Annotated in this window: 13 protein-coding genes; 9 read left to right on the top strand and 4 right to left on the bottom strand. The window is 67.6% G+C overall.

Features of this window, described 5'->3' with window-relative positions:
• Positions 1–108 precede the first annotated feature (108 nt).
• The 3 genes from M1L58_RS10230 to upp are packed head-to-tail and all read left to right on the top strand — an operon-like array spanning position 109 to position 3,277.
• Positions 109–1,359 carry a GTP cyclohydrolase II gene (locus M1L58_RS10230; protein WP_248658818.1) on the top strand — a complete coding sequence of 417 codons (1,251 nt, stop codon included), beginning with the start codon at positions 109–111 and terminating at the stop codon, positions 1,357–1,359.
• Positions 1,356–2,627: a URC4/urg3 family protein gene (locus tag M1L58_RS10225; protein ID WP_248658817.1), complete on the top strand. Its 1,272-nt coding sequence runs from the start codon at positions 1,356–1,358 to the stop codon at positions 2,625–2,627. The genes M1L58_RS10230 and M1L58_RS10225 overlap by 4 nt, the downstream gene beginning before the upstream one ends.
• Before the next feature lie 20 nt (positions 2,628–2,647).
• A complete protein-coding gene (gene upp, locus M1L58_RS10220; protein ID WP_248658816.1) occupies positions 2,648–3,277 on the top strand; it encodes a uracil phosphoribosyltransferase in 630 nt (209 codons plus the stop codon).
• A gap of 7 nt (positions 3,278–3,284) precedes the next feature.
• Here the strand turns inward: upp and M1L58_RS10215 are convergent, their stop codons facing one another.
• Positions 3,285–3,995, bottom strand: a complete 711-nt coding sequence (locus tag M1L58_RS10215; RefSeq protein ID WP_248658815.1) for a CPBP family intramembrane glutamic endopeptidase — start codon at positions 3,993–3,995, stop codon at positions 3,285–3,287.
• 67 nt (positions 3,996–4,062) lie between these two features.
• On the opposite strand from M1L58_RS10215, the gene M1L58_RS10210 reads away from it, so the two are divergent.
• The gene (locus tag M1L58_RS10210) at positions 4,063–5,058 is read left to right on the top strand and encodes an arsenic resistance protein (RefSeq protein WP_248658814.1); all 996 of its coding nucleotides are present in this window, start codon (positions 4,063–4,065) and stop codon (positions 5,056–5,058) included.
• Here the strand turns inward: M1L58_RS10210 and M1L58_RS10205 are convergent.
• A complete protein-coding gene (locus M1L58_RS10205) occupies positions 5,033–5,683 on the bottom strand; it encodes a response regulator (protein ID WP_248658813.1) in 651 nt (216 codons plus the stop codon). The genes M1L58_RS10210 and M1L58_RS10205 overlap by 26 nt on opposite strands.
• Positions 5,680–6,840, bottom strand: a complete 1,161-nt coding sequence (locus tag M1L58_RS10200) for a sensor histidine kinase (RefSeq protein ID WP_248658812.1) — start codon at positions 6,838–6,840, stop codon at positions 5,680–5,682. The genes M1L58_RS10205 and M1L58_RS10200 overlap by 4 nt, the downstream gene beginning before the upstream one ends.
• Positions 6,841–6,975: 135 nt before the next feature.
• Here M1L58_RS10200 and M1L58_RS10195 point away from each other — a divergent pair, with 135 nt between their 5' ends.
• The 5 genes from M1L58_RS10195 (at position 6,976) to M1L58_RS10175 (ending at position 12,255) form a co-directional block, all read left to right on the top strand.
• Complete coding sequence (locus tag M1L58_RS10195) at positions 6,976–7,887, top strand: ABC transporter ATP-binding protein (protein ID WP_248658811.1); 912 nt, start codon at positions 6,976–6,978, stop codon at positions 7,885–7,887.
• A complete protein-coding gene (locus tag M1L58_RS10190; protein ID WP_248658810.1) occupies positions 7,887–8,699 on the top strand; it encodes an ABC transporter permease in 813 nt (270 codons plus the stop codon). Before M1L58_RS10195 ends, M1L58_RS10190 begins: the two co-directional genes overlap by 1 nt.
• A gap of 162 nt (positions 8,700–8,861) precedes the next feature.
• Positions 8,862–10,634, top strand: coding sequence for an alpha/beta hydrolase (locus M1L58_RS10185; RefSeq protein WP_248658809.1), 1,773 nt, complete (start codon positions 8,862–8,864; stop codon positions 10,632–10,634).
• A 151-nt stretch (positions 10,635–10,785) separates the two neighbouring features.
• Positions 10,786–11,700, top strand: a complete 915-nt coding sequence (locus tag M1L58_RS10180; protein WP_248658833.1) for a helix-turn-helix domain-containing protein — start codon at positions 10,786–10,788, stop codon at positions 11,698–11,700.
• On the top strand, positions 11,701–12,255 hold the full coding sequence (locus tag M1L58_RS10175; RefSeq protein ID WP_248658808.1) for a dihydrofolate reductase family protein: 555 nt from the start codon (positions 11,701–11,703) through the stop codon (positions 12,253–12,255).
• Positions 12,256–12,277: 22 nt separating this feature from the next.
• Here the strand turns inward: M1L58_RS10175 and M1L58_RS10170 are convergent, their stop codons facing one another.
• On the bottom strand, positions 12,278–12,937 hold the full coding sequence (locus M1L58_RS10170; protein ID WP_248658807.1) for a PaaI family thioesterase: 660 nt from the start codon (positions 12,935–12,937) through the stop codon (positions 12,278–12,280).
• Between the last annotated feature and the right edge of the window lie 30 nt (positions 12,938–12,967).

Raw genomic sequence — 12,967 nt, 5'->3', positions numbered from 1 at the left:
TCGTCTGCGGTGACGGATCTCGTTCTGCCCGGCAGGATCGCGATTTCGGAACTATGCTGGCGCTTTCCTCGAGGTGGCGGATGACCGTCGTGGCAGAAGGAGATCGCGATGTCCGGCGAGCACAAGTCCCTGGGGCACATCCGGCTGACCTCGCACAGCGGCGGAGTCGACGCCCCGCCCATCCACTGGGGTGCACCCACCGCGGCCGAGCGCGGTCCCGTCATCGGGACGACCGGAGTTCGCGCTCACCGCAACGTGATCGGTACCCACAGCGGGTCGTACAGCGTCTACCGAGCGCTGGCGGTGGCCGCCGGGGCGTTGGCCCGCGACCATCGCGCCGATCTGACCAACACCTCCCCGACCGACCACATCGGTCCGTACCCGCAATGGGGAGACCCGAAGGCGATCGTCTCGCTCGACCCCTGGGGAGCGACGGTCGCGGAGAGCTTCCCCGACAAGATCGCCGCCGGCTACGACATCCGACCGACCATCGCGGTCACCAAGGCGCACGTCATCCTCCCCGAGATCGCGGAGGCCATCGAGAAGGGGCGGCTCGTCCCCGACGGCAAGCTGCTGCTCCCGAGCGGCGCCGCCCTGGTGACGAAGGCGGCGGTCGAACCCGTCTGGCATCTGCCCGGTGTCGCCGAACGCTTCGGCTGTTCCGAGGCCGAACTCCGGCGGGTGCTGTTCGAGGAGACCGGGGGCATGTATCCCGAGCTCGTCACGCGATCGGACCTGGAGGTCTTCCTGCCACCGATCGGCGGGCAGACCGTCTACGTCTTCGGCGACGCTCGTTATCTCGCCGACCCGTCGGTCGAGCTGACCGCCCGCGTCCACGACGAATGCAACGGGTCGGACGTGTTCGGTTCGGACATCTGCACGTGTCGTCCGTACCTCACGCACGCGATCGAGGAGTGCATCCGCGGTACCCAGCGCGGTGGCGTGGGCCTGGTCGCGTACTCCCGCAAGGAGGGCCGGGCTCTGGGCGAGGTGACGAAGTTCCTCGTCTACAACGCCCGCAAGCGCCAGGAAGGCGGTGACACCGCCGATCAGTACTTCGCCCGCACGGAATGTGTTGCCGGAGTTCAGGACATGCGCTTCCAGGAACTCATGCCCGATGTGCTGCACTGGTTCGGGATCACCAAGATCCACCGGCTCGTCTCGATGAGCAACATGAAGTACGACGCGATCACCGGCTCGGGTATCGAGGTCGGCGAGCGGGTCAACATCCCCGACGAGCTGGTGCCGGCCGATGCGCGCGTGGAGATCGACGCCAAGATGGCCGCCGGCTACTTCACGCCCGGGCCGGTTCCCGACGCCGAGGCGTTGCGAAAGGTCAAGGGCCGGGGGCTCGAGTGAACGGCCCTGCGCGGGACGACACCGCCGACCGGTCCACCGAGACACCCGACACCGACGTCGCCGCCGCCGCGCTGCTGCGGACGAGCACCGCGGTACGCGAGCGTTCGCGCCAGCTCCTCGAACGCGCCCGCGACGGTCGGTCCGCCTGGTTCACGGTCCACGACGACGCTCTCGGTGCTGCCGCGGACGCCGTCGTGGAGACCACCCGCGGTCGCTATCCCGACGGCGCGATCCCGTTCCACAGCCGCTGGCGCCATTTCGAGGCCGGCGGGGTCGATCGGCTCGGATCGCTTCGAGACGCGCTGCCGCCGGCGGATTCCACCGACCACACCCGCGCCCTCATCGACGTCGTCCTGGTCAGCGTGCTGCTGGATGCCGGGGCCGGTCCCGAGTGGTCCTACCGGGAGGAGTCGACCGGGGAGGTCCTCACCCGTTCGGAAGGCCTCGGCGTCGCCAGTTGGGCAGCCTTCACCGCCGGGTTGTTCTCCGACGATGCGGCGCAACCACTTCGGGTCGACGCGGCCGGCCTCCGTGCGGTGACGGTCGAGAGTCTGGGCAGCGCCTTCCAGGTCTCCCCCACCAATGCGCTCACCGGACTCGAGGGTCGCGTCGAACTGCTCCGTCGCCTCGGCGACGTTCTCGCCGACGAGCCGACGGTGTTCGGACCCGACGGCCGACCCGGCGCACTGTTCGATCACCTGACAGCGGGTGGTCGGACGACGGTGAGCGCCGCCGAGATCCTCAGCGCCGTATTGACCCACCTCGGCCCGATCTGGCCGTCGGACAACAGGATCGGCGGCGTGCCGCTGGGTGACTGCTGGGCTCACCGCGCGGTGACCGGACCAGGCCTCACCGCCGGATGGGTTCCGTTCCACAAGCTGTCGCAGTGGTTGACCTACTCGCTGCTCGAACCGTTCCTCTGGGCCGGGATCGAGGTCACCGGCCTCGACGAGCTCACCGGTCTCCCCGAATACCGCAACGGTGGACTCTTCCTCGACACGGGCGTGCTCGCACTCCGGGATCCGGACTGGGCCGACGTCGAATGGGAGGTCCGCGACCAGATCGTCATCGAATGGCGCGCCCTCACCGTCGCCCTGCTCGACGAGATCGCCGAACTCGTCCGCGATCGGCTCGGGACCGACGCGGCGACGATGCCGTTGGCCTGCGTCCTCGAGGGCGGAACCTGGGCGGCCGGTCGGGTGCTTGCCGGCCGGCTGCGGAACGGGTTGCCGCCCTTGTCGATCCGCAGCACCGGAACCGTCTTCTGAGAACCACGATAGGGGAACCCATGGGCACCGTCTCCGTCATCGATCATCCGCTGGTACAGCACAAGCTCACCCTGATGCGGCGGAAAGACACGTCCACCAACGACTTCCGACGCCTGCTGAACGAGATCTCCACCCTCATGGCCTACGACGTGCTACGCGACATCCCCATGCACGAGGTCACGATCGACACACCCCTGGAGACCACCACGGCGAGCGTGATCGACGGCAAGAAACTGGTGTTCGCTGCAGTCCTGCGTGCCGGTGCCGGGATCGCCGACGGCATGCTCGGCGTGGTGCCGGGCGCACGTGTCGGCCACATCGGTCTGTATCGCGACCCCAAGACGATGGTGGTCGTCGAGTACTACTTCAAGATGCCCTCGGATCTGCACGAGCGCGACGTGGTGATCGTCGATCCGCTGCTCGCAACCGGTTTCTCGGCCGTCGCGGCGATCGATCGGATCAAGGAGTACTCGCCGCGGTCGGTCAAGTTCGTATGCCTCGTCGCCTGCCCCGAAGGCATCGACGTCCTGCACGAGGCCCATCCGGAGGTCCCGATCTACACCGCCGGGGTCGACCGCGAACTCGACGCCAACGGATTCATCCGGCCCGGCTTGGGCGACGTCGGTGATCGGGTGTTCGGGACGGCGTGAAGCAGATCTAGGACACCTGCCAGGCCACCGCGGCGCCGATCGCGCCGGTGGCGTTGAGAGCCCAGTGCAGGGCGATGGGTGCGAGGAGGCTCGTGGTGCGCTGCCGTAGCCAACCGAGGACGAAACCCGCGACGCCGGTCGCGACCACTGCACCCGCGATGCCCGCGACCTGCGCGACGGTGCCCGACCCGAGAGTGTCACTGAGTCCTTCGTTTCCCTCGGTGAGGCCGGTCGAGGACAGGACGTGCCACAGCCCGAAAGCGACGGCACCGTAGACCAGGGTCGCGGTCGGGCTGCACAACCGGCCGAGGGTTCCCTGCAGGACGCCGCGGAACATCAGTTCCTCGGGGAGGGCGGTCTGCAGCGGAATGACCACGAACGCGGCCAGCAACGCCTCGGACGTGTCGTCGTAGCGGTCCGAGAGGAAGAACTCGCGGGTCGCGGGTATCGCGACGGCGGTCGACACGATCGCGGCCACGACGATCACCGAGGCGACGGCGAACGGGACACCCGCGCGCAGTTCTGTGCGGCTCAGTCCCAGTTCACGCCAGTCGAGGCCGCCGAGCCGCGCGATGAGCAGCAACAGGATCGCCGCCACGGGGATGATCAGCACCGCAAGCACGCCGGTCGAGCGGTGCGCCGTGATGTTGGCCGCGATCAGGGCCACGACGACCGCGACGAGCTGCACCGCGTCATGGCGTCGGGACGGTGCGGTCACCCGTCGAGTGTCGCGCAGTGCCGCGACCCGTGGCGCCGAACGCCACGCGGTGACCCAGAATGGTGCAGTGCCCGACACCGTCAACGTCCCCGAACGTCTCGAACAGCATCAGGTAGTGCTGTATCTGCTCGCGATCGGTGCGGGACTGACCTTCGGGCTGACGGTGCCGTCGGCGGCCGAGTCCATGGATGTGGCGGTCACACCGCTGCTCGCCGCGCTGCTGTACGTCACCTTCCTCCAGGTCAGAGCAACCGACCTTATTGCCTCCCTGCGTGACCGGAAGTTCCTGTCGGTGGTCCTGGCGGTGAACTTCGTCTGCGTGCCGCTCGTCGTCGCCGCGTTGTCGCCCCTGTTGCCGGCCGACGACGCGATCCGGGTAGGCGCGCTGCTGGTCTTGTTGTGTCCGTGCGTGGACTACGTCGTCGTCTTCGCAGGCCTCGCCGGGGGCGACAGGCAGCGGCTGCTCGCGACGACGCCGCTGCTGTTGCTCGCCCAGATGCTCGTCGTCCCCGTGTATCTGACGTTGCTGGCCGGCGACGGACGTGACGTGATCGATCCGGAGCCGTTCCTGTTGGCGTTCGCGGTTCTCATCGCCCTTCCGCTGGCGTCTGCCTGGATCACGCAGGCATGGGCGGCGCGCAGCGATGTGGGGCGTCGTGCCGGTGACGTGGTGTCGACGACGATGGTGCCGCTGATGATGGCGGTGTTGTTCGCGGCGGTCGGATCCCAGGTCCCGCGTATCGATTCGCGGTTCGACGACATCGCCGGTGTCGTACCGGTCTATGCACTGTTCCTGGCCGTGATGACGATCGTCGGACTCGGCGTCGCCCGTGCCCTCCGATTCTCGGCGGAGTCGGGCACGGCCGTCGTGTTCTCCGGCGTCACCCGCAACTCGCTCGTGGTGCTCCCGCTGGCGCTGGCACTCCCGGTCGGTGCCGAACTCGCCGCGGCGACGGTGATCACCCAGACGCTCGTCGAGCTGATCGGGATGGTGATCCTCGTCTGGGTGTTCACCCGTGCGGTACGTCTGCGGGGTCTCAGACCTTTCCGGCGTCGTGCATGAGGATCGCCACCTGGACGCGGTTCGAGGCGTCGAGCTTGGTGAAGATGTGCGAGATGTGCGCCTTGACCGTGGCGAGGCTCATGTAGAGCCGGTCGGCGATCTCTGCGTTCGACGCGCCGCGGGCGAGTTCGACCGCGACATCGTGCTCACGCGCCGTCAGCGATTCGATCCGACTCGCCGCCGAAGCGGATCGGGCTCCCCCGCCGTCGACGACCTGTTTGATCAACGCGGCGGTGACCGACGGACTCAGCGCGGGTTGCCCGGCGAGCACGTTGTGGATGGCGGCGACGATCTGGTCGGGCGCGGTGTCCTTGAGAAGAAAGCCGTCGGCACCCATCGCGAGCGCGCGGACCACGAAGTCGTCGGCGTCGAAGGTCGTCAGCACGATCACCGCCGGTGGCGAGGGCAGTGATTTGAATCGTCCGGTGGCCTCGATGCCGTCGAGAACGGGCATGCGCAGGTCCATCAGGATCAGGTCGACCGGATCGTCGCAATGGATGTCGAGTGCTTCCTGCCCGTTGCCTGCCTCGGCGACAATGTCGAGCCCGGCGTCACCCCCGAGGAGGAGCCGGAGTCCCGACCGGACGAGCGGGTCGTCGTCGACGATCATGATGCGTGCGGTCATGACTGCCACGGTAGCCAGACGTGCAGCAGGAATCTCTTGTCGTCGCTGACAGTCGCCGACTGCCGCCCGCCGTGGAGGCCGACGCGCTCGGCGAGCCCGACCAGGCCGTAACCCGGCGCGGGTGGGGCGGATCCGGACGCGAGCGGCAACGGGTTCTCGACGAGAAGATCCACGCCGTGGTCGGGGCCACCACGGATGTGCATGGAGACCGGCGCGTTCGGAGAGTGACGGCGGGCGTTGGTCAGGGCCTCCTGCACGCATCGATAGAGCGTGCGCGCGATCGCCGGAGACAGTGCGGCGACGTCGATCTCACATCTGGCATCGACCCGCATCCCCAGCCGCTGCGCCTCGTCGACGAGCGCCATCAGGTCGGGTGTGTTCTGCGGCTCCTCCGGCGCTGCGTCGCCCGGGCCCTCCCGTAGGACACCGAGAACTTCGCGTAATTCGGTGAGCGCGAGGTGTGAGGTCTCCTGGATCGTGCGTGCCGTCTCGCGCACCTGCTCACCGGTCAGATCCGTCCGGTAGGCCAGTGCCCCGGCCGACATGCTCATCGCCGAGATCCGGTGGGCGAGAATGTCGTGCATCTCGCGCGCGATCCGCGCACGTTCCAACGATCGCGCCTGCTGCACCTTGGCCTGTTGCTCGGCTTCCGACGCGAGCGCCCTCGCCCGCCAGCTCGCGAGGAGTTCGCGCCGCGAGCCGATGTACATGCCCCAGGACACCATCGCCGCAGTGATGGCGACGACGACGGCGTACACCACGATCTCCGGATCGTTCTCCTCGGCGGGGGTGGAGAAGAACAGTGCCGCAACCACATTCGCGACCACGCACAACAATGACAGCGGGATGATCTCGACCCACCGCCGGCGGGTCGCCATCGATACCAGAGCGAGAGTCGCCGGCCCGAGCGACGTCGTCGACACGATCCCCGCGAGGTTGGTGAACACGGTCACCGCGACGGGATACCGACGCCGCCACCAGACCGCCGCGTATGACGCCACGCCGAGTGCGAGGTCGGCGAAGAACCACCAGCGCACCTCATTCCACAGGTATCCGGCACGAGTGCTGAACACGGCCGCGGACACCAGCAGCATGAGCGCGAGTCGCCACGCGTGACCTGCCCAGGTGAGCGGGGGTTGGTACTGCTCGGGTTTCACACCCGTTCACGCTAGTCGGACTGTGCATGCGCGACCTCCGACCATCGGATACGGCGCGTCTACGACTTTCGGCTGATCCACCTGTGGACCGGCGACCGATGTGGACGACGACCTGCTCCGACGACCATGGGACGCATGATCACTGTGCAGAACCTCACGAAAAGGTATGGCGACCACGTCGCTGTCGACGACGTGTCCTTCACCTGCCGACCGGGCCAGGTCACGGGCTTCCTCGGCCCGAACGGCGCCGGCAAGTCGACGACCATGCGGATCATCGCCGGGCTCACCCCGGCGACCTCCGGAGTCGCACACCTCTACGGCGTCGACTACCGGACCATCCCGAACCCGGCGACGCAGGTCGGCGTCCTGCTCGACGCGTCGGCGCAGCACGCCGGACGGACCGGCGCCGAGATCCTCCGACTGGCCGCGATGACGATGGGGATCAACGGAGACCGGGTCGACGAGATGCTCGAGATGGTCAGCCTCACACCGGAGGAGGCCGGGCGTCGGGTGCGCAACTACTCCCTCGGTATGCGTCAGCGTCTCGGTATCGCCGCCGCGCTGCTCGGCGACCCGAAAATCCTCATCCTCGACGAACCGGCGAACGGCCTCGATCCCGCGGGTATCCACTGGATGCGAACTCTGTTGCGCAACTATGCCGATCGTGGCGGCACGGTTCTGCTGTCCTCGCACCTGCTCCACGAGATCGAGATCATCGCCGACGACATCGTCGTCATCGGCAACGGCCGGATCGTCGCCCAGGGCACCAAAGCCGAACTGCTCGCCGGCGCGGGGTCGCGCGTTCGCTCGCTCGACGACGAAACCCTGTTGCGAGCACTCACCGCGGCCCAGATCGTGGCCCGCCCCGATTCATCTGGAGGACTCGACGTCGACGCGGACCCGGTGGAGGTCGGCCGCGCCGCGGCGGCGGTCGGCGTGGTCCTCACCGAGTTGCGTCCCGCCGATGGTGCACAACTCGAAGCCATGTTCTTGCAGCTGACCTCCGACACGCAGCGCGAGCAGCCCACTCTCGAAGGAGCCCTCTGATGACCGTCGCCGACTTCCGCGCGCCGCTCCCGACCTCCGGCGGGATCGACGTCGATCGTCCCGGAATCCCGTTCGCGCGCCTGGTCAGGGTCGAACTCCGCAAACTCGTCGACACGCGGGCCGGCTTCTGGCTGACCGCATCGATCGGCGTCATCGCCGCGGTCATCATGGTCGCGATGCTCATCGCCAACCGGAACGATCCCGGCAACCTCAATCTCGGCGAGTTCTTCGGGATGATGAACATTCCCACCGCCATCATCCTCCCGATCCTCGCGATCCTGCTGGTCACCGGCGAGTGGAGCCAACGCACCGCGCTCACGACCTTCACCCTCGAACCCCGCCGGGAACGAATCATCGGCGCGAAACTGGTCGCGTCGATGATCACCGCGGTGGCCGCGGTCGCGGTGGCACTGGTCCTCGGGATCATCGGGAACAGCATCGCCGCCGTCGCCTTCGCCGACCCGGCCGGCGCCTGGGGGTTGAGCGTGGCCGGATTCGTCAATTCCTTTGTCATCCAGGCGTTCGGACTGCTGCTCGGATTCGGTTTCGCCGCCCTGATCCTCAACACCCCGGGATCCATCGTCGCCTACTTCGCACTCCCGACCGCCTTGTCGGTGGTCAGCGAACTGGTCCCCTGGTTCAAGGACAACCTCGGCCAGTGGGTCGACACGACGCTGACCAACATGCCTTTCCAGTCCGGGGAGTGGGCAACCGGCGGCGAGTGGGCGCGGCTGCTGGTATCCGGCGTCATCTGGATCGCGCTCCCCCTCGGCATCGGTCTGGTCCGCGTGATGCGGTCCGAGGTGAAGTAGGACATCCCGACCGAATCGGGCACGCAGGACCAACCGCCGGCGACACGGAATCGCCGGCGGTAACCGTGTGGGAGCAGTATCGGGCCGAAGTGGGCACAGACCATGTCGCAGACCGGCATCCGCTGCTAGGTTTGCCGGGTTCTCGAGAAAAGAGGAACCCACGTGTCGTCGTCGACCCCTGCCACCGGACCGGGCCTCGAGCCCGCAGCCGAACCTGCCGAACCTTCAGAGGAGGCCGCGGGGTCGGTTGCGGAGTCGCCGAACACCACCGAAGACTTTGCCGATGACGACCGTCCGGCGTGGTGGCGGCGCCGCCTCGACCGCTTCTCCTGCGTGGGGCTGAGCGTTGCGCTCGTGTTCCTGTGGCTGTCCATGACACCGTCGCTGCTCCCCCGCGGCGCTCTGTTTCAGGGCATGGTCAGCGGTGCGTCGGCGGCGCTCGGGTACTCACTCGGAGTGTTCTTCTCGTGGCTGGTCCGCTTCATGATCTCGCGCGACAAGCCCTGGCCCGCCCCGATGCACCGGGTGTGGGTGGCGCTCGGCCTCGCCGCGATCGCCGGCACCGTCGTCATGCTCGTGATGTTCCAGCGGTGGCAGGATCAGATCCGCACCATGATGGACGTCGATCTGCTGTCCTGGACCGCCTACCCGCAGATCGCCGTCATCTGTATCGTGGTCTTCTTCCTGCTCATCCTGATCGGCCAGGCGTGGGGCGACGGCGTTGTCTGGCTGGTCCGCAAGATCGATCGCGTTGCGCCACCACGCATCTCCGCGGTCGCGGCGATCGCCGTCGCCGTGCTCGTGACGGTCTTCGTGCTCAACGGCGTGGTCGCGAACTACGGTATGCAGGCCCTGAACTCGACGTTCGCCGCGGTCAACGACGAGACCACGGCCGATTCCACACCGCCGACCTCCCCGCTGCGATCCGGTGGTCCCGGTTCGCTGGTGACCTGGGATTCGCTCGGACGGCAGGGCCGGATCTTCGTCTCGGTGGGCCCGACCGTCGAGGAACTGTCGGCGTTCAACGGCACTCCTGCGATGGAGCCGATCCGCGCCTATGTGGGACTCGGTTCGGGAGACGACCTGCGCGCCAACGCGAAACTCGCCGCCGAAGAACTCGAACGCACCGGTGGACTGCAACGGGAGGTCGTCGCCGTGGCGTCGACCACCGGCACCGGGTGGATCAACCAGGCGACCGTCGACTCCCTGGAGTACATGTACAACGGCGACACCGCCACGGTGAGCATGCAGTACTCCTACCTGCCCAGTTGGCTGTCGTTCCTCGTCGACAAGGAGCGCGCCCGCAAAGCCGGTCAGGCGCTGTTCGAGGCCGTGTCCGAGAAGGTTCGTGCGATCCCGGAGGCCGAGCGGCCCAAACTGGTGGTCTTCGGTGAGAGCCTCGGATCGTTCGCCGCCGAATCGGCATTCGGCACGATCCCGTCGCTCAACGCCCGGACCGACGGTGCGCTGTTCGTCGGTCCGACCTTCAACAACTCGCTGTGGGTCGACACGACCGGCAACCGCGACGACGGCACACCCGAGTGGCAGCCGATCTACGAGGACGGACGTCAGGTCCGCTTCATCGCCGATGCCCCGGATCTCTACACCGCCACGGCCGAGTGGGTGCCCGGCCGTGCGGTGTACCTGCAGCACGCCTCCGACCCGATCTCCTGGTGGTCACCGCGACTGATCCTGCGCGAGCCCGATTGGCTGAAGGAGCAGAACGGACGTGACGTCCTCCCGGCGATGAGCTGGATCCCGTTCGTGACCTTTCTCCAGGTCAGTGCAGACATGGCAGTGTCGACCGGGGTCCCCGACGGCCACGGCCACTTCTACCTGGCCGCGATCCCGGCAGCGTGGGCCGAGATTCTGCAGCCTCCGGGCTGGACCCCGGAGAAGACCGAGGAGCTCATCCCGCTGTTGAATCGCGACTGAACGCCGGGCCCCGGCCGGAGCAAGAACGGTCGGGTCGAATCGGCGCCCGGCGTTCCATACTCGAAGCGTGACCCCCACACCTGGTGATCGACCCGCGGACGAGCCGACGCCGAGCAATCGGCCTCCCGGCGAACGTGATCGTCTGCGCGAGTTGCTCGACGCCGTACTGGCCGACGATCACTCGAACCTGGACGAGATGGCGACCGGCGCGTTCTCGTCCCCGTTCCACTTCTCCCGGCAGGTGAGCCGAGGTGCAGGCGAGTCGCCGGTGGCGCTGCGTCGACGGGTCCTCCTCGAGCGTGCCGCCTGGTTGCTGCAACACGGCCGGACGGTCACCGAGGTCGCCTTCGACTCCGGCTACGAGTCCGTCGACGGGTTCGCCCGCGCTTTCACGCGCGCCTTCGGACACAGTCCCGGACGCGCAGCGTCGACCGCGACACCGGCCGAACACAGCCACTGGCTGCCCGCACCCAACGGCATCCACTTCCATTCGCCCACCGTGCTCTATGTCGACAACGGCACCCCGACCACGGAGAGCGCCGGCGACGTCCTGATGCTCATGGTGCGGCACGACCTCGACGACGTCGAGGTCCTGCTCGACGCCGCCAAGGGGGTCGACGACGACGAGTGGACCCGGAGACGACTGCCCGGGCACGAACCGCTGCACTGGAACGGCCCAGAAGAGTCGCTCTCGCAGGTCATGTCGCATCTCGTCGTCGACAAGCAGCCCTGGCTGGCGACCATCGAGGGCGCCGACATGCCGCCCGACCCGCCATCGGATCTGCCCGCCCTCGTCGAACTCCACCGCGATCTGACACCCCGCTGGCTGGCCCTGGTCCGCGACATCGACCGCCGCAACGCCTGGCAGGACCGCGTCATCGACGCCCTGTGCGATCCACCCGAGTCGTTCCTGCTCTCCCAGATCGTCGCGCACGTACTGACCTTCTCCGCCCATCGTCGTCAACTCGCGCGGTGGATGCTGCGCGACACCGGGGTCGACGTCGGGGCGGCCGCGCTCGACCCCGACCCGATCATGTGGCACCGCAAGCACTCCGGAGGTTTCTAGATGTCATTCCGCTACTACACCGCGACCACCCTCGACGGCTTCCTCGCCGACGACCACGACAGCCTCGACTGGCTTCTGACCCAGCCGCTCGAAGAAGGCGGGCCGATGAACTACGACGACTTCTATGCCGGGATCGGGGCCGCGGTCATGGGATACACCACCTACCAGTGGCTCCTCGACAACGAACTCGCCGACGGCAAACCGTGGCCCTACGAGATCCCGTCCTTCGTGTTCACCCATCGCACGATCACCCCGGTGGCCGACTCCATCTCCGTCATCGACGGGAACCCCGCCGACCACCGCGACCGGCTGACGGAAGCAGCAGGCGGCAAGGACGTATGGGTCGTCGGCGGAGGTGATCTCGCCGCCCAGTTCGCCGAGGCCGGGATGCTCGACGACATGATCGTCTCGATCGCGCCGGTCACCCTCGGGTCCGGACGCCCCCTCTTTCCGCGACGCTACGACCTCGAACTGCAGGAGTTCGCCCGCAACGGGGCATTCCTTTGCGCGCGTTACTCATTCGTCGGTGCGCGCAAGCCGCTCGCGAAGATCTGATCTCCCCCGAGCACCAGGGCAATCAGCCCTCGCCCACCGACTTCCGCAGCACATCGGAGACCTCACCGCGGGCCCACTTGGGCAGGATGAAGATCCCCTCCGCCTCGGCGCTCACCTTGCCGTTGCACGTGATCGTCCCGGTGACAAAGGTTTTCACACCTTCGACCCGGTCGACCCGCGCCTCACCGCGGATCCTGCCGAGCGGGGTCGCGCTGCGATACCGGACGTTGAGGGTGCCGGTCATACCCGGCACGCCCTGGAACTCGGCGGTCGAGCCGAGCAACTGATCGAGGATGAGGGCCAGGACACCTCCGTGGACGAGTCCTGCCGGGCCCTCGTAGGCGGCCCCGAGTTCGACCTCGGTCCAGGTGAACTCGGGCTCGTGGTGCAGCTCGACGGGTGGTGCGATCGGATTGCGCCGCCCCAGAACGGCATTGCCCCATGAACGCTTGGTGCCGTCGGAGTTGAAGCGGATGCCGTAGGCACCGGGCAACTGGTCTCTGCGGAGGATGTCGGTGGCGGTCTCGATGAGCCGGCGTGCCTCGGCGATGTCGGTCTCGCCGACCTCGGTGCGCACGGTTGCGTCGATCAGTTCGCGCACGCTCCCGGCGATCGACGACGCGAGCTCGGAACGATGCGCGAGCTCCTCGGGGTCGATGTCCTCCTGGATGTATCCGCTCATGGGTTTCATCTAACATTGCGCCACCGGCAG

It is taken from the genome of Gordonia sp. C13, from assembly GCF_023218005.1.
Lineage (GTDB): Bacteria > Actinomycetota > Actinomycetes > Mycobacteriales > Mycobacteriaceae > Gordonia > Gordonia namibiensis.
Note: the sequence above shows the minus strand (reverse complement) of the source record. Positions and strands in the feature narration are given on the sequence as shown.

Coding starts and splice junctions, on each gene's coding strand:
- upp (WP_248658816.1), top strand. CDS start 2,648: ATGGGCACCGTCTCCGTCATCGATCATCCGCTGGTACAGCACAAGCTC.
- M1L58_RS10205 (WP_248658813.1), bottom strand. CDS start 5,683: ATGACCGCACGCATCATGATCGTCGACGACGACCCGCTCGTCCGGTCG.
- M1L58_RS10195 (WP_248658811.1), top strand. CDS start 6,976: ATGATCACTGTGCAGAACCTCACGAAAAGGTATGGCGACCACGTCGCT.
- M1L58_RS10170 (WP_248658807.1), bottom strand. CDS start 12,937: ATGAGCGGATACATCCAGGAGGACATCGACCCCGAGGAGCTCGCGCAT.
- M1L58_RS10190 (WP_248658810.1), top strand. CDS start 7,887: ATGACCGTCGCCGACTTCCGCGCGCCGCTCCCGACCTCCGGCGGGATC.
- M1L58_RS10175 (WP_248658808.1), top strand. CDS start 11,701: ATGTCATTCCGCTACTACACCGCGACCACCCTCGACGGCTTCCTCGCC.
- M1L58_RS10230 (WP_248658818.1), top strand. CDS start 109: ATGTCCGGCGAGCACAAGTCCCTGGGGCACATCCGGCTGACCTCGCAC.